The following is a 16,920-nucleotide window of genomic DNA, read 5'->3' on the forward strand; positions in this document are numbered from 1 at the left end:
ATTCTCACGTACAAGAAAAAATGGAAATTTATTTTTTTTTGCGTTCGCAATACTTTATGTATCAGATTAATCCAAAGAAAGGAGTTTTCACATAAAATAATCTGAAAAACAATATGTCAGGAGGATATAAACATGAAAATCAAAGAAATTATTGTAAAAGACTTTGGAGGAATTGAAACACAGATAATCGAACCGCAAAAGATCACCTGCCTGTTAGGTAAAAATGGGGCATCGAAAAGTACCATTTTAACTGCCATCAAGAGGGCTTTCATTGGAAAGATGGAGCCAGATGATATTCGAGTTGGAGCATCAAAAGCGCATGTGACGATTGTATTCGATGACGGTACAAGCATCGAACGAATTCGTGGAAAAGATCGTTCCGTTGTTAAGGTGAACGATAAGACTACGAGTCAGGAATCTGCCAATGAGTTTTTGGTAGGAAAGCTCGGCGTTCCACTTTCCATCTATGAAACGATGTTTGGCACCGACTATTTTGCGGAACTTTCCAAAAAAGATCTTACGGCTCTTTTGCTATCTATGCTGCAGGTGCAGATTGATTATAAAAAAATTATCGAAGCTGCAGAAAGTCGCATGGATACATTGCCGGAAGCTGTCAAGGAGTACCTGAAGAAAATGTTTCCAACGGGCGTTTTTGGGTTGGAGACTATCGATGAAGTTGCTTCTAAAGTGGCAGATGCAAACAGAGCAGAGAAAAAGATTCTGGTGACGTATACAGAAAAGTCCAAATACGAAGGAGAAATCCCGAAGGATTCAAAAGAAGAACTGGAGAAGCTTCTTTCTGAGAACATGCAAAAGCAGGCCGAGTGGAAAGAAATCCAGAAAACATTGCAGAAGTATCAGATCCTTATCCAGCAAAGAGAGCAGGCTTTAAAAAAGAAAGAAAGTATCCAACATGAGCTTGAGTCATTAAGTAATGTGGCTGAGATTCCGAGGGAAGTATATGAGCAGGCAGTTAGTGACCGCCAGAAATTTTTAAATGCCAGCAGAATAGCGAATCAAAATATCGCGGCTGCAAATGCCAACATAAAATTTCAGGAACAAATCTTACATAATATTAGTTCTTTTGAGCAGAACAATCACAGTTGTCCAATATGCCCGTCAGTACATTGTAATGCAGATTTATCAGCATACGTAAGGCAGGGGCAGGGACTTGTACAAAAGAATAAAGATGTGGTTAAACAAAATAAGGATTTTTTGGTACGTTGTGATGAACAGATCGCTAAAAGAGATCAAATCATTGAAAAGTATCAGAAGAATCAGGTGGAAATTACGAAAAAACAGGCTCTTAAGAAACAACTTAAAGAGTTTGTTATTCCGCAGCTTCCAGAAAAGCAGACAAATGTTCCAAACGAAGAGGAGCTGCGTCTATTGGTAGAGCAGCAGAAGTTAATTCAGCAGCGTATGCGGACATTAGAAGAATATGAAACCACCCGTAAATACAGTAAGTTATGCAGGGAGCAGCAGGATAAAGTAGATATGCTTTCCCTTGCGGCAAAAACACTGGATGCGAAAGTAGGCGTAAAAGGCATCATTTTACAGCGAATTTTACATCCATTTGAAGAAGCCTGCACAGCATGCATGCAGAAATTATCGCGGAATACCAAGATCAAATTCATATACGATGGTGGCGTAGAGCTGTATTGTGAGAAAAATGGTGGCAAAATGGTTCCAATGAAAAAGGTATCTACAGGTGAATTTGTATTTGTTGCCTTTACCTTAATGTCCCTTATCAGCCAGATTACAGGAACGAGATTGCTTGTATTAGATAATCTCGATTCTCTGGATAATGATAATCTCAAGACATTGATTGATCTTCTGCAGAACGAGAAGCAATACGAAAATGTATTTGTTGCTGCCGTAAATCATGATGATACTTGCGCCACAATAGCCCAGTATGATGAAGTCGAAATTATCGAACTATAACTATCCAATGCGACATAACCCCGTTGTTTTAGCTGCGGGAGTATCAAGAAAGGATTCTAAACCATGATATTGTTATCTGATAACGAAGTTATACAGGAAATAAAATCATATTCCAATCCTAATTGGATTTGGATAGAAATATGGGAAATGTCTCAATATGAAGTAAGAGTGGTAGTTTCAGTGAATGAAGAAGAAGCTTGTCACTTGGGACAAAATAAAGTTATTTATATCTATTCAGCACAAACAAGGAGTAATTGTGATGAAATAGGCGAATTAAAAGCTTATGGGAGAAAAATAACAAGGTTGATAAGAAAACATTTTCCGTATAGTGAAATTCATAGCCGACTTTATTATAAATAAAATATTTCAAAAACAAAAAATGAAGGATAACCAACGTGTTTTACGACACGTTGGTATCTTTCGCAGAAAGGTGGACTATAAAGATGGAAAAATCTAAAAATTTAATTGTCCTCTCAGGGACAATTCTTAGTATTCGGGAAAATAAGAAGAATACTGTTTTGATTGTAAAAAGTAAGGGCGAATCAAAAGAAGCAAATGTAGAATTTGTTTTTTATGATACGTCAGTTTTGAAGGGGATTACTCCCAAAATGAAAGTAAAAATCCGAGCGCATGGAGAAAACAGGAAATCTGAAGATGGATTCGGAAATGCATATTATGTTAAAGAATTTGTCGGAGACAAAATCGAACAGCAGAAACGGATGCTTGCCCCGTATGTGACCAATGAAGCTATTGACGCAACAGGCGGATATCCACGAGACACCAATGTTGTCCTTTATATTGGTACTGTTCGGCATGTGTATTGTCCGACCAATGAGCTGACTATTTTAACAATCAAAATACCAAATCAGGACAAATCAAATCAGGTAGAGATTTGCTGCTTTGCGAGTCAGGCAGAGGCAGCACGTAATCTGAAAATAGGAGATGCAGTAGCTGCGGCAGGATATATAACCAGCAATACGCGGTCTGTTAATGATCGCGTAGAGTTTCGGCAATCCGTAGTATGCCGCGATATTTCACAAATTGATGGAGTCCTTGGCTAAGGAGAAGACAAAAATGAATGAAAGACAATGTGTCCCTGCCCCGGAATCTCTTCTGATAGGATGTATGCAAACCTATCTGTGGAGAGATGAACGTTCCGGACGGTGTTACTTCCGCTTGGAAACGAGGCAGGAAATGCCAATGAAAGAAATGATTCGAGATTCATATGTTAAAAACAATTTAGATAACAAAGAGATCCGATGGAATGTCATAAACTGTGATGCAACACAAGCAGGTATTTCCTTTTTTAAGGAAAGAACTCCAATTAAGGTATATGGATACTTTTCCTTGGATTCCATGCCGGATGGTGTTGCCTATGACTTCATAGTAACGCGTGTAGAAGAAACTGATGCAGAAGAAATGACGATTTTGGAGTATTTGATTACTTTTCCAGGTATCAATTTTTCGGATGCGGTTGTTATTGTGAAAAATCATGGAACGGATATGTTTCGAATGGTCCATCAGCCAGGCATTGTTAATCGGCTAGTTGCAGAAACACGATTGCCGAGCAATGTAATTTCAAATCTGTGTAAAAGCATTGCATCTACAACGGAGGAGCGAAAAGTATTTGAATTGCTGCATGACTGCGGAGTTTCTTATGCAGCGTGTGCAAAAGCTGTGAAATTGTATGGAAGCAGTGTAGAAGAAAAGATTATGGAAGATCCGTATTCTTATGGAAAAAAGCTTGGGCTTGGTTTCTTGACATGCGATAAATTAGGGGTTAAATTTCATAAGCCTGCTGAATTTTTCGGCCGGATCAAATTAGCTGCTTTCGAGGCAGCTAATATTTTGAGTGCAAATGGACATACTTATTATACTGGTGAACTATTTCATTATAATATTCAGCGGATCTTAAATTCTGGATGTTATGCAGAACATGTTCCAACGTCCGCGATCTTAACTGCAATTGGGAAAGATTATTTGCAGGAAGTAGACGGACAAAACTGTATTATTCATCCGCAAAAATATTTGACTGTGGAAAAACGAATTGCCAAAAATATTCGTAGATTAGCATCTGCATCATGTGAAAACCAAAGCTTTTCACCGGATCTTATTCTATATGCTGCGCGTGCATGTAAAATGAACTATGGAGAACAGCAGAGATCTGCCTTCCCTATGGTTTTACGAAAAAAGGGAGTTAAGATTCTTACCGGCGGACCGGGTACAGGCAAGACAACGACGATCTTGGGCATATTGCTGGCTTATAAAAGAATGCATCCGAAAGATACGATACGTCTTTGTGCTCCAACCGGACGCGCTGCCCAAAGAATGGCAGAATCGACACATATGGAAGCAGTTACGGTGCATCGGTTGCTTGATTTGAAGCCATACGGAGATACAACTGTATGTAAAGATTCTAGCGACCCAATAGATGCAGATCTTATTGTGGTTGATGAGATGAGCATGATTAATATTGAAGTTTTCGATCTGCTGTTGGAGGCAATCAAAACCGGAACAACATTGGTTCTGGTAGGAGATATTAATCAGCTGGAATCCGTTGGTGCCGGAGCGGTGTTACACGATTTGTTGGAGGCTCCAGAATCTTTGATTCCGCGGACTATGTTGACAGATGTTTTTCGGCAGAAAGGTGATTCTTCCATCATTTCTAATGCTATCCGGATTAATGCCGGAATCACTACGCTGGATGAACGACCGGATTTCCAAGTCATTCATACAAAATCTGCGGAAGAGTCTTTAGAACAGGTTAAATCCCTAATGAAAAAGTTATACAATCCAGAAGAACCTTTTTCAACCCAAATTCTTTGCCCTGCACGGAAAGGTATTTCTGGGGTTGAAAATATGAATATTGCTTTACAAGCGTTACTAAACCCTCAAACGAAGGGAATCACATATGGTTCAATAAAGTATCGTTTGAACGATAAAGTGATGTTTTATAAGAACAATTATTCTATTTCTTCCTACGAAGGGGAAATTGGCTTGTACAATGGAGATATTGGAAAAATTGTAAAGGTGTCAGAAAGTGGTCTTACGGTTAATGTACGTAATTCACATTACGAAATTACCAGAGATCTTATGGATAATTTGGGGTTATCTTATGCTATGACGATCCATAAATCCCAAGGATCTGAATTTTCTTGCATTATCGTTGTTATGCCGGCAGAACCAACGAACATGTTGGTGCGAAATTTGTTTTATACAGCTGTGACAAGGGCAAAGAAAAAGGTATATGTGATTGATGAATCCTATGCTATGGAAACATCAATTCGTATTGCCAAAGCAGGGAAAAGGCTCACCAATTTGGCAGAATATTTGAAATCAGAATAAGAAAAGCGGCTTCCGGTTTGAGGGAGTCGCTTTTTCTTATGAGACTATTGTTGTTCAGAACTGTCTGGCGTATCGTTAGAATTTTGGTTTTGTGTGGTCAGGGATGTAAGCGGAATATCATCACCAGAATAATCCGTAATATTAACCAATTTCCCTTGGATAATCATGCGGGTAGATCCGTGGGCAGCAACACAGGTCGATAAGGAAACAATATGATCTGTTTTGGAAGGCCAGGCATCCGGAATCGTATAGGAAGATTGATTTTTCATATCGTTTAAGTACGTTTCAAAGTCATCATCCGACGCAAACTGAGTATCATAAGCTTCCGTTGCATCTGTTACCCTCATGACATCAAAAATTCGATAGGTGTATTGTCCATTTTCTCTATAGATCCAGAAATAGGGATGCTCAAGGCAATACGATTTTTCATAGTAATAATCATTATCACCAAACATATCTCCGTTCCGCATGTTATGACCATAAACAATAGAATTTTTGTCCGAAAAATCGGAACTGTTCACGGAAGAAAGGAAAATGCTTCCGTTGATATTATAACTGCGCCCGAATCCTTTATAGAGGTAATAATCATTATCTTGTGCCTGCATAATAGGATAATCACAGGTAGGGTCCATGCGTATCCAGCCAACAATATCAGGATTTTCTGCTTTTAAAGCAGTCCAATCTGGACAAAAAGGAAGTTCTTTCGTTGAGTCTGAGTCGTTTTCCGGCGTAGATTCGTTTTCCGGTGTATTTTGAGCTTGGAGTTTTTCATATTCATCGTGTCCTTGCTTGTATTTATTAGACCATTCAAGTGTTTGGTATCCGAAAAACAATGCTGCACATAAAACTAAGATGCTTAATAATCTGAAAAATTTTCTTATCATGGTTCATACAACAGAAAAGCCCTCATGTCTTGAGAGCTTTCCCGTTTTTTCTCCTTTCTGATTAGCTGAATGGAAGTTCTTCGTCAATTCCATCAGGGATATTCATAAAACCGCTGTTCATCCCAACTGTGGGATCATTGTAACTGTTACCCTGCTGCATATTGTTGCCAACTGGCGGCTGGTTCATGAAGCCTGTTGGATTGTTGTATGTTGGTGCAGATCCAGAGTTCCGGGAATTTGCAGAATTTCCGTAATTCATGGATGCGCCATTCCCCTGTGGACCCGGGAAGTTTCCGGTCGGAGGCTGTGGTGTGCCTGCTGGCGGATTCGGGTAATTTCCATTTGGGTTTGTGGAAGTTGACTGCTGGCGATAAGTTCCGCTTGGAGCTGAACCTGTTGGCTGTGGAGAATAAGCAGCTCCTGCTGCCTGTCCCGCAGATGCTTTGCTTTCTGCAAATTCCTGATCTTCGACAACGACATCGGTTGTGTATACTTTTTGACCATCGCGGTTTGTGTAGCTTCCGGTTTGAATGCGGCCACGAATAGTAATCTTTGTTCCCTGTTTAAAATACTTTTCCGCGATTTCTGCAAATTTTCCAAATGCCAAACAACTGATATAGTCGGCTGTTGGCTGATCGCTATTCTGCGATCTGTAGCGGCGATCTACAGCAAGAGTATATCTTGCAATACAGTTCGGCCGTTCTCCCTGCGAATAACGCACTTCTGGGTCCCTCGTTAATCTTCCCATTAATACAACTGAATTCATACTTGTCCTCCTAATTCTTATGGAGGCAGAAAGGAGTCTTTTGTGGTTCTCCTTTCGCCCGATTTAATGTTCAAATATAGTATATAGAAATCAGAAAAAAATAAATTTCTTTTTTCTATGAGTATAGAATAGCAAAAAATATTTTTTCCCATTTTCACGTACGAAAAAAAATGTATTTTTATAATACTATAATTAAAATCAAATGATTAAAAAAGGATGGATAGCAGAATGAGCAGATTAAAGCAAATAAAAGCACAGCAAAAACAGGTTCGCACCCCTAAAAAAGAGCATAAAAAGCAGACCGGACTTCCCGTATATAATAGTCGTGGAAAAAATATAACACCCAGTAGAAAGCAGAAGCAAAAAAAGCTGGGGATCACTTTGATCATCTGTTCCGGAATTTTCGCATTTATTTATCTGCCGCAGTATTTTTATGTGCCTACGGCACAAACCGTTAATGTCAGCACAGACATAACAGCGATCAGAAAGGCAAATACGGTATTAAGAGAAGATCCTTCTGGCGATTATGATGGGGACGGGTTATCAAATGCAGACGAAGAGACGAATGGAACAGATCCATGGAATATTGATACAGATGGAGACGGCGCTACAGATTATTGTGAATTGAAAGTTACAAATACGAATCCGTTAAAAGCTGAAACTGTTCTGGCAGATAAACAGAAAAAGACGGATCAGGAAAATGGGAAGGAAGTTGGATCTCCTTATCAAATAGGAAACGTAATCCTTTGGGCAGACGATTATGCATCAAAATCATATGGTTCTGTTGTGGAAACTATTACAGGGTATAGGTTTTGTGGATTTACAGGATACGCTCAGTTTCCAGATTCGAAAAACAAATACGTCTACAAGAACATAAATGGAGTCCGGACGTTGCTGGATAAAAAAACGGAAGAAAATGCGTGGCGCATTGATGGAGATATGTCTGTTGAGCTGTATGATACAAAGTTAAAGCAGATTTCTGAATTTTCCTTTTTCGGACATTCCATATATCCAGATAGCAATCTCTTTTTCAAGGGTTTAACAACGATTCTTCCAGATACGGGCTTTATAACTGGAACAGAAAAGACAGCAATGGATATTGATCCAGATACACGAGCAAATACAATCACAGACATCAAGAAAATTTCATATGACGCAGATGACACAAAAAGATACACACAGAACAGCAATACATTAAATGACCTTCAGTTCGTAAGACAATCCATAGCCGAGGATAATGCATGCATCTTGGCATCACTTATGAGCGCTGAACGAGGAGAGTACATAGTTCTTATTTATGGATACGATTACGAGGGAAATTTACTTTGCGCAGATAATTCAACGGGACAACGAATTGGAACAATCCAAATCACGGAAAAAGCGAAAAAAATCTTAAACAAATCTGGAGAAATTGTATCTATCTCATATTTTGATTTCAAAGGGTTTGGCTTCAACTCAATATCCGGAGATCGAATCAGCTTTTTCGCTTCCGCTGATGGATCACAGACATCAGAAAGTAACTTCTCAAAAGAAGCAATTTCAGAAAAACAGGATGATACAGATGCGGAAAAAGAAGCAACACCTACTCCGTCCGCAACGCCAACACCATCACCTGATGTGTCTGAACAGCCCGTTTTAAGTGAATCAGAACAGACGAAAACTTCAGAAAAGAGCGATTTGACGACAAAAGAAGCTCGTGAACAGATGCAAATAGATCAGATGGAAGATGATTCGGCGGATCATCCGGAAGAATAAGAGAGGCTTTTGGCCTCTTTTATTTTTGCAGATATTTTCTATTCTATCCATAACTGGGATGGATGACGAAAGGAGCAAACAATATAATTTGAAATCCATGCCCGCCAATTATTAAAGAAATGGAGGGAGTCACAATGAAATCGATTAAATACGATAAGGAAGAATTTCAAGATCTTGTAAACAGTGTCACACCGTTACAGGCAGTAGAATGGTTATTGATGAATGGCTATCCAATACAGGTTAGAAACTTAGGAAAAAGTACAGTAGATATCTTATGTCCATCTCCGGATCACAATGATACGAATTTTGGAAATTGCAAAATATCAACGAATCGTTACGATGGAAGAGCAGGCAGCCGATGTCATTGCTACTGCTGCAATATGTCATATGACAGCTACGACATCTTAAAGCAATTTCTTTCCTATAGACAATCCATCGAAGCCTTGATCGAGATTTCTGGAAAAGTAGATTATTATCAATCTTCAAAAAAAATAAAGAAAAAGAAAGATCCTGTAGCTAAAGAAACCAAAGAATTGTTAGTCTTGCGACATATCCGAGCTTCAATCTGGTAAAAAATTGTACTTTCGAGGAACCAGCGGGATGTTATTTTCGAAAATGCGAGAATGGCTCCTATCTGATTATGGAGCAGCCCAAATGGAACCCTTGGATAGATTTGGATTTAGAAACCCGACAGTGGATTTTGAGAGAAAAGTCGAAAGAAAAAATGATTCAAATTGGACGTTTGGCACGCCAATTAACAGGATCGGAGTTTGTTTCAACCGATACACAGGAAATTTTTCAATATTTTGATCAATACGGAAGAAATGAGTTGTTAAGAGAATTAGATGGCATTTTTCGTGAATGCCAAAAGGTATATCGTAGAAATGGAGGAAAAATCCATAATTCACAAGAACTTATAAATAGCCAGAGTGTTTTGGCTTAGGCAAAAAAGTGGGTTGAGAAAATGAAACCCACTTTTTTTATATGTGGATTTCTGAAAAATAGAAAATAATGATACTAATCTTAGAATGGAGGATTTACTTTGAAAGCATATGGATTTATTCATTGTCACTCAGACTATTCATTAAAGGATTCGACGAATAAGATTGAAAAACTGTGCCTTGCAGCAAAGGAAATGGGTGCAAAAGCGATTACACTGACAGATCATGGAGTGTGTGCGGGACATGTTGAATTCTTAAATGCCTGCAACGCAATAGGGATAAAAGGAATCCCCGGCGTAGAAGCATACGTTCAGACGGATTATGCAGATCATGCACATTTAATACTGCTTCCCATGAACTATGAAGGATATCAGGAGCTATGCAAAGCGGTCACTTTATCAAACCAGCATATGCTTACTCTTGGACGTATTCCGTCGCCCGTTATGAACTACGAAATCTTAGAGTCTTGTTTTGCAAGTGGAAATGTAATTGCGTCAAGTGCTTGCGTAAATGGAGTTTTAAGCTGTATTCTGTTGCATAATAAACATATCCTACATGAAATTGATCTGTTAAAAAGGAGACAGAAAAAATATCCAGATCCAAATACGCTGGAAATGAAATTATTATTGTTCGAAATTGAAAAAACGTCTATTGAAGTAGAAGCATTGAGATCTGAAAAAGAGCAGACTAAGAAATTGGCAAAAAAGACGTATAAAAAGAGGTTGCAAGGGTTAGCGTCATTGCAAGCGGATTCGCAGGTATACATAGCAACGAAACAGAAACTGGAAAACGAAATGCGAGAAACCGAAAACGCGAAAGAAAAGCTGCAGCATATCTCTGCCGAACTCAAAAGAAAGTCATCTGAAGTGACCAGAAACAAGGAACGTGTGAAAAAAGCCCAAAAAAGTCTCGATCAATGGTACAAATATGAAAGCCAAATTCAAGAAAAAAATCGGGAAATAGAACCGGATGGGAAACTGATTTCAATGGCAGAGAAGGAATTACTACGATTTCAGAAGATTTTCAAGGGGAATTTCTATGTGGAACTGCAGTATCATGGTATGGAAGATGAAGCCTATGTGATGCCAATTCTTGCTGAATTAGCGTATAGGAATGGCGTTTCCGTTGTCGCAACAAATGATGTGCATATCATTCGGCCAGAAGATGCTGAGGGACGCAGCTACCTGAAGTCATTGCGTTTTGAAAAGTTTGAACCAGTGACGGATTCGGACAGGGAATTGTATTTAAAATCAGATACGGAATTATCTCAAAAATTGTGTGAGATAATTCCAGAAAACATTGTAAAGTCAGCTATCGCTAATATCAGGGTAATATGTGACAAATGCAATGTTGATATTCCGCGTGTGCCTGAAGCACAGCATTATCCGGTTTTTCTGGACGAAATGGGACAGCGTGTCGATGCTCCGAAATTATTGCGGCAAAAGGCTTATTGCGGATTGAAAAGAAAAGTAAGTACAATTTCACAGAAATATATAGATCGAATGGAATATGAACTTAATACGATTATTGATATGGGATATGCAGATTATATTCTGATCGTAGCCGATTATGTGCAGGAGGGAAAACGGATTGCCAAGATGAATAATCCATATAAAATGGGATATGGGGTTGGTCCAGGCCGCGGTTCGGGAGCAGGATCTCTTGTGAACTATTGTATGGGAATAACTGCATTGGACCCGTTGCAATATAATTTACTGTTCGAACGATTTTTAAATAAAGAGCGAGTTTCCATGCCGGATATTGATGTGGATTTTTCAAATGAAATTAGAGACAATTTGATTCAATATGTGAAGAAAAAATATGGCAGTTCTGCGGTTGCGTATATTCGGACGGTTATGACGCAGCTTGCAAAAGCCTGTATACAGAATATGGCAAGAGTCAGGGGATATGAAATGTACCCAATGCCAGAAAAAGAACAAGGGAAAAAATCGAAAGAAATCTGTGAGCAGGGAAGAAAAGAGATCCGTAGGATCGGAGAAGAACTCTGCAAAAATATTTCAAATAAAACAGGCACATTGTCAGAAAATCGAGATGATATATTAAAAGACTATGAAACTTCGAAAGAACATAGAATCATCTTGGATCGTGCCGTATCAATAGAAGGTACTATTACAGCATTTTCTGTACATCCGGCGGGCATTATTATCGGCGATGGAAAGCCCCTTTCCAGCTATATTCCAATGTATTATAATACCCAGAAAGAGCAATGGGCAGTATCCTGCAACATGGTCGAAGCAGAAGAGATTGGGTTATTGAAAATGGATTTTCTTGCTTTAAAGAATCTGGATATCATCTCTGAATCTATTCGAAGAATAAAGAAAAACTATGGAATTGAAATTGATCCAGAGAAACTTCCATTTGAAGATGAGGTTTTTTCTCACATATTTGCAGAGGGCAGAACATCCTTTATATTCCAATTTGAGTCTGATGGCATGAAAAAAATGCTGCGTGAGTTTAAACCAGACTCATTTGAAGACTTGATCTTACTGGTTGCCGCATATCGTCCCGGCCCGATGGATTTTATTCCGGATATTATAGCAGCAAAGCATGGAAAGAAAGAAACTCGCTATATTATCCCTCAATTGAAAGAAATATTGGGGACAACATATGGGCAATGTATCTATCAGGAACAGTTAATGTCCATTTTCCATGAATGTGCAGGCTTTTCTCTCGGACAAGCAGACATTATTCGACGATATATGTCGAAAAAGAAAGTAGATAAGTTTCTAAAGTATAAATCCCAGTTTGTAGACGGTGTTATTTTAAATGGTGCCGACAGAACGGATGCAGAAGCACTCTGGGAATCTTTGGAAGGTTTTGCGCGGTACGCATTTAACAGGTCGCATGCTGCGGTTTATGCGCTGATTTCATATATGACTGCATGGCTTAAATTCCATTATCCAGTAGAATTTATGTGTGCGATTTTGAATGCTTCTGAATTAGACAGGATTTCGCTTGCAGTTAAGGAATGTTCAACAATGGGAGTTTCGGTGATTTCACCAGATATTAATCGTTCAGAAATGCAGTTTTCTGATTACAATGGAAAAATCTTGTATGGGTTGGCTGCAATTAAAGGAATATCAAGTGCCAGTATGCAGGAAATGATAGAAGAAAGGAAAAAGGGAAAATTTCAGAATTATTGTGATCTGCTTGCAAGAGTTTCTATTGGAAAAGCCGACATGGAAAAACTGATCGTTAGTGGTGCATTAGATAAATGTGGTTTTTCACGCACTGCACTAAAAAATGCAATTCTTCCGGCATTTGCTATAAAAAACAAATATATCAAAGATTATACAACAGAAGAAATCTGCCGAAAATTAAAAGAAGAGATTTCCCTTTCACAAAGCTCAGATAAAGAAAATTGGCTGCTCCAATTAAATGAAGAAAAGGAGCTTTTGGGAGCTTATATATCTGGACATCCATTGGAACAATTTAAACTCTTAAAAGCAGATAAATCAATTACACCTTTATCACATGCTGAAGCCGAAAAACCACAAATTTATATGGGGGTTATATCCAATATTAAGGAATTTCGGCAGCGGAATGACGGAATAGGTGTTACATTTGATTTGGAGGATTGGGACGGATTGGCTTCATGCATTGTTTTTGCCCAACACTACAAACAAGTCCAAAAATATATCAAAGATGGAAATGTTATCAAAGTATACGGGTATTTTAATAAACAAGACGAAGAATCCTTTTCAAACGAATTGATTGCAAGGCAGATATTTCCATGTCATCCTTACAGCAACCATGTTTTTATCAGCTTCCAATCCAGGACAGAATGGCCGGATGTATGCCAAAGTTTGAAACCGTATCTGGTTGAGCAGGGACATCCTGTAATATTCTACGAATGCGACAATGGATCTATTCGTGAACACTTACAATTTAAGGGAAAGGAAATCTTTTTAAATGACGATGTATTGCATCTAAAACAGATGCTATACGTAATATTCGAAAATTGAATTTTTGAAATCCACTCATGGGCCGAAACAGAAATGTTTCGGCCTAAAATTTTCGGACATTTTACAATACTAATAGTAAGGACCTTATTTTGAGGTTCAAAATCAGATAAGGAGAAGAAGAACATGGAAAACACAAAAACTGTTCTGAAAAATGAAATCCATATCGCAGGCACAGTAGTGTCTATGCGTATGGAAGAACGCGGAAACTGCATCTTAGTTATTCGTTCCAATGCAGAAAGGCAGATTCGGAATATTCAACTGAGATTCTATGACATTAACCAGGCAATTATTTTCCGCGTTGGTGATCATGTCCGAATTGCTGGGCATATGCAGAACCGTAGAACACAGGATGCGGAAGGAAATTATCATTCCACACCAACAATTGTTGGAGACAGCATCGCTGTTTCCAAACGTAGATTAACACAGATTCTTGATGAATCAATTCCGGAGCAAGGCGGTGGTGCGCAGGCTGATGAAAACTGGGGAGTGCTTGCCGGTATCGTAACATCGATCAGAACGCCTACGGACAAAGTTACCTTCCTGAATATTCGCATTCCCTCTGGAAGAAGAGATTATAATTGCAGAGTAACGTGCTTGCAGATTTCAGCGGGCAGCAGCAAATTTGAAGGAAGGAGAAAATGTTGCTGTATCATGCTATGTATCTGTACTTGACGATACCCAAAGGGAAAGCCGTCAGAGCCTTGTTTGCACAGATCTGTTCTCTTATGGAGAAAGTGACGAAGCCCCGAAAGCCCCGGAAGAGCCGACAGAAAGTCTTCAGCCAGAAGAAGAGGCGAATAATGACAAGAATGAGTCCTTTGATCCCCCTGCTGTTCCAGCAAATCCGGAAACAGGCGTTGACGCTTTCTCTGAGAAAACGCTGCAAACGGCAAATAGTAATTATGAAGAGCGGCATTCTGAGAACAATCCGGCACATGTGGAAACCGCTAATGCTCAGATGCAGTATCCATTTCAGAGAGCGCAGAACAATTACTATGAAGAGACAACCTAAGATAATAATCGCATGTTTGGTGATGGCAGTCGGGTTGACCAGTTGTACGGTCACGCCAGCAGATCCATCGACTGGTAAATATGCTACACAATATCCGCAGACAACATTGGAATATAGCATCTATATTAACAAACAGATCACTGTGTTTGTTAATGAACTATCTACGCGTCTTAACCAAGCGGTACATTCAACGGATGGCGTGTATGAGAACGAGACTGAAGCCACGGAGCAGAGTATACAGTTACTACAGGAAACACTGGATAATGTAACTGCTATGCAGCCGTCCGTCGGTAAAGAGGATGATAGATTATCCTTAATAACAGCGATGCAAACAGCACTCGATCATATGAAAGAGTATAAGGAATCTGTTGAAAGTGGAGAAACCGATCTGACGAATTATAGCCATATATTCGAAACAGACATTAATGTGCTGACGGGGATGGCCTCTCTATATAATCAATAGAAACAGGAGGGCATTATGGCGAAAGAGAACACAGTATATCTATATGGACGTGTCAAACAACCACCTCGGATATACAAGAATAAAGCAGGACAATATGTCTTGGGAAAGATTGTTGTCGATACGAACCGAAAATCTTATGCTACAGAAGAATTGTTGCTTAGAGGAGAGATTCGTAGAGATAGTATTCTTGTCCGTACAGAACATGAAGAGATGATTCGGGATGTATATACGCTTATCAATGAAGGAGATTTTGTCCAGATCAAAGGCACATTATGCACGAAAGAATACCAAAGAGAACCTTTATGCATGCACTGTCATGAAGTAATGGAACCGTATATTGAAGATGGTGTTCAGGTATATGTGAATCCAATTGCTGTAAATATTATGGAACGTGGTGAAGTCTCCTTCCATGAATTTGTCGAGCAAAACAATTTAGACCATGATATGCAGAACATGTTACTAAGTACGGGATTCTTTGCCCTTTCAGAACGTGATATTTGGCAACATCTGGAGAAAGAAATTGAATTTTCAAACCAAATATTCCTGGATGGTCAGTTATGTCGGGAACCTGTTTTTCAGCCTGGCGGAGAAAAAGGGAAACCACCATCCATGATTCAGTTTCAGATTGCTTCAAACCGTAAACGCCGGATTGTTGAGGATGGCGTAGACAAAAAGACAGATTATGTATGGATTAAAGCCTACGGTCTCAAAGCAGCAGAATATGCCGCGGCGCTGCATATCCATTCCAATGTGAGCATAAATGGGGCAATACAAACAAGGTCTTATGTGAAAGAATATGAGTGTCCATATTGCGGTCAGATCAGTAAAATAGCATATTTGGCTGTTGAAGTAATTCCGTATTCTATTGAGTATGGAGCAAATTGTACATTACCAGACCCACAAGAAAGGGGAGAAGAGTCTGATGAAACAGACGAGATTAGCGGATCGTTTGACAGCGAATCAGATTGAAGCCAAAAACGTCGAAGAACGTAACCTTTCGGAAATGAAAAGAGATATGGGAGATTCTCATATCTCTTTTCAACGATCCCGGCGTATTAAAAATAAAACATCTGTGAAATTAAAAAGGAGCAAAGAAAAGAGGTTAGCTTCGATCCGGCGGGAGCCTGCAGAGCCGGAAGAATTATATTCAGAGGATTCGTTGGAGATAAATGAATTATTGCAGCAACGGCAGGAAGAGAAAAGTCAGAAGCATCAAAAGATTTTTTCAAACATTATGAGCGGTGTATTGATTGCAGGATGCGTTTACGTATCTATTCTTATCTATGGAGTTATGGTGACCGATTATAATTACAATGAAAATGGAGAAATTGTACCGGAAGTTGTATCGGTACAAGACATCAAAGAAGAAAAAGCTTACGATACAATTCTGTATCAATACTTACAATGCCGATCGTTATATGAAGAAGTGCTAATGCTGGATTACAGATTAGGGAAGGGAGAGGAAGATCCTTTGACCTTGGCACCGCTATATGAGGAAAAATTGGATACGGTATCCTCATTATCCATAAAAACAGATGCTTTAACAGTTGAGACAAAATATTCCAAAGTGAAGGATATGCTGCTATCTTGGATCAAAAATGATATTGCAGTCTATTTGCAAAACATGTCTTCGGCTATATCTCAAAATAATTCCGAAACGGCTCAGAATGCGTTACAGGATAAAGACAGGGTATATTCTGATTTTTCGCTGATAACGCAGAATTTGGTTGCTATGGGAGAAAATCTGCAAGGAGTTGACCTAACTGATGTAAAGCAATGGACACCCGAAGACTATGTTGATGAACAGATTAATGGAGAGTAATC

The 16,920-nt window shown here is 39.0% G+C and carries 13 protein-coding genes and 1 pseudogene; 12 read left to right on the forward strand and 2 right to left on the reverse strand.

The window, feature by feature from the left end:
- Positions 1 to 132: 132 nt before the first annotated feature.
- From DXA93_RS12030 to recD2, 3 genes are all read left to right on the forward strand, one after another.
- Complete coding sequence (locus DXA93_RS12030; RefSeq protein ID WP_118640129.1) at positions 133 to 1,944, forward strand: AAA family ATPase; 1,812 nt, start codon at positions 133 to 135, stop codon at positions 1,942 to 1,944.
- Positions 1,945 to 2,387: 443 nt separating this feature from the next.
- Complete coding sequence (locus tag DXA93_RS12035) at positions 2,388 to 3,005, forward strand: hypothetical protein (RefSeq protein ID WP_117802261.1); 618 nt, start codon at positions 2,388 to 2,390, stop codon at positions 3,003 to 3,005.
- 139 nt (positions 3,006 to 3,144) lie between these two features.
- On the forward strand, positions 3,145 to 5,289 hold the full coding sequence (recD2, locus tag DXA93_RS12040) for an SF1B family DNA helicase RecD2 (protein WP_158583296.1): 2,145 nt from the start codon (positions 3,145 to 3,147) through the stop codon (positions 5,287 to 5,289).
- Positions 5,290 to 5,333: 44 nt separating this feature from the next.
- On the opposite strand, the gene srtB is transcribed toward recD2, so the two are convergent.
- Complete coding sequence (gene srtB, locus DXA93_RS12045; RefSeq protein WP_117802259.1) at positions 5,334 to 6,173, reverse strand: class B sortase; 840 nt, start codon at positions 6,171 to 6,173, stop codon at positions 5,334 to 5,336.
- 376 nt (positions 6,174 to 6,549) lie between these two features.
- A pseudogene (locus tag DXA93_RS20965) lies at positions 6,550 to 6,939 on the reverse strand (single-stranded DNA-binding protein); the annotation flags it as partial.
- 228 nt (positions 6,940 to 7,167) lie between these two features.
- Here DXA93_RS20965 and DXA93_RS12055 point away from each other — a divergent pair.
- The 9 genes from DXA93_RS12055 to DXA93_RS12095 all read left to right on the forward strand — a co-directional run bounded on the left by DXA93_RS12055 (position 7,168) and on the right by DXA93_RS12095 (position 16,918).
- The gene (locus DXA93_RS12055) at positions 7,168 to 8,694 is read left to right on the forward strand and encodes a thrombospondin type 3 repeat-containing protein (protein WP_117802257.1); all 1,527 of its coding nucleotides are present in this window, start codon (positions 7,168 to 7,170) and stop codon (positions 8,692 to 8,694) included.
- 134 nt (positions 8,695 to 8,828) lie between these two features.
- Positions 8,829 to 9,266 carry a hypothetical protein gene (locus tag DXA93_RS12060; protein ID WP_119208420.1) on the forward strand — a complete coding sequence of 146 codons (438 nt, stop codon included), beginning with the start codon at positions 8,829 to 8,831 and terminating at the stop codon, positions 9,264 to 9,266.
- Between the two features lie 68 nt (positions 9,267 to 9,334).
- The gene (locus DXA93_RS12065) at positions 9,335 to 9,637 is read left to right on the forward strand and encodes a hypothetical protein (protein WP_119208422.1); all 303 of its coding nucleotides are present in this window, start codon (positions 9,335 to 9,337) and stop codon (positions 9,635 to 9,637) included.
- A gap of 99 nt (positions 9,638 to 9,736) precedes the next feature.
- Positions 9,737 to 13,621 (forward strand): DNA polymerase III subunit alpha, encoded by a 3,885-nt coding sequence (gene dnaE, locus DXA93_RS12070; protein ID WP_119208424.1) that lies wholly within the window; start codon positions 9,737 to 9,739, stop codon positions 13,619 to 13,621.
- Between the two features lie 123 nt (positions 13,622 to 13,744).
- The gene (locus DXA93_RS12075; protein WP_119208425.1) at positions 13,745 to 14,293 is read left to right on the forward strand and encodes a hypothetical protein; all 549 of its coding nucleotides are present in this window, start codon (positions 13,745 to 13,747) and stop codon (positions 14,291 to 14,293) included.
- Positions 14,244 to 14,633: a hypothetical protein gene (locus DXA93_RS12080; RefSeq protein ID WP_119208427.1), complete on the forward strand. Its 390-nt coding sequence runs from the start codon at positions 14,244 to 14,246 to the stop codon at positions 14,631 to 14,633. The genes DXA93_RS12075 and DXA93_RS12080 overlap by 50 nt, the downstream gene beginning before the upstream one ends.
- Positions 14,617 to 15,096, forward strand: a complete 480-nt coding sequence (locus tag DXA93_RS12085; RefSeq protein ID WP_118640135.1) for a hypothetical protein — start codon at positions 14,617 to 14,619, stop codon at positions 15,094 to 15,096. The genes DXA93_RS12080 and DXA93_RS12085 overlap by 17 nt, the downstream gene beginning before the upstream one ends.
- 15 nt (positions 15,097 to 15,111) lie before the next feature.
- A complete protein-coding gene (locus DXA93_RS12090; protein WP_117802251.1) occupies positions 15,112 to 16,065 on the forward strand; it encodes a single-stranded DNA-binding protein in 954 nt (317 codons plus the stop codon).
- Positions 16,019 to 16,918 (forward strand): hypothetical protein, encoded by a 900-nt coding sequence (locus DXA93_RS12095; protein ID WP_117802250.1) that lies wholly within the window; start codon positions 16,019 to 16,021, stop codon positions 16,916 to 16,918. The genes DXA93_RS12090 and DXA93_RS12095 overlap by 47 nt, the downstream gene beginning before the upstream one ends.
- Positions 16,919 to 16,920 lie beyond the last annotated feature (2 nt).

The organism is Blautia sp. OF09-25XD, assembly GCF_003482095.1.
In the GTDB taxonomy this organism is placed as follows: domain Bacteria; phylum Bacillota; class Clostridia; order Lachnospirales; family Lachnospiraceae; genus Fusicatenibacter; species Fusicatenibacter saccharivorans.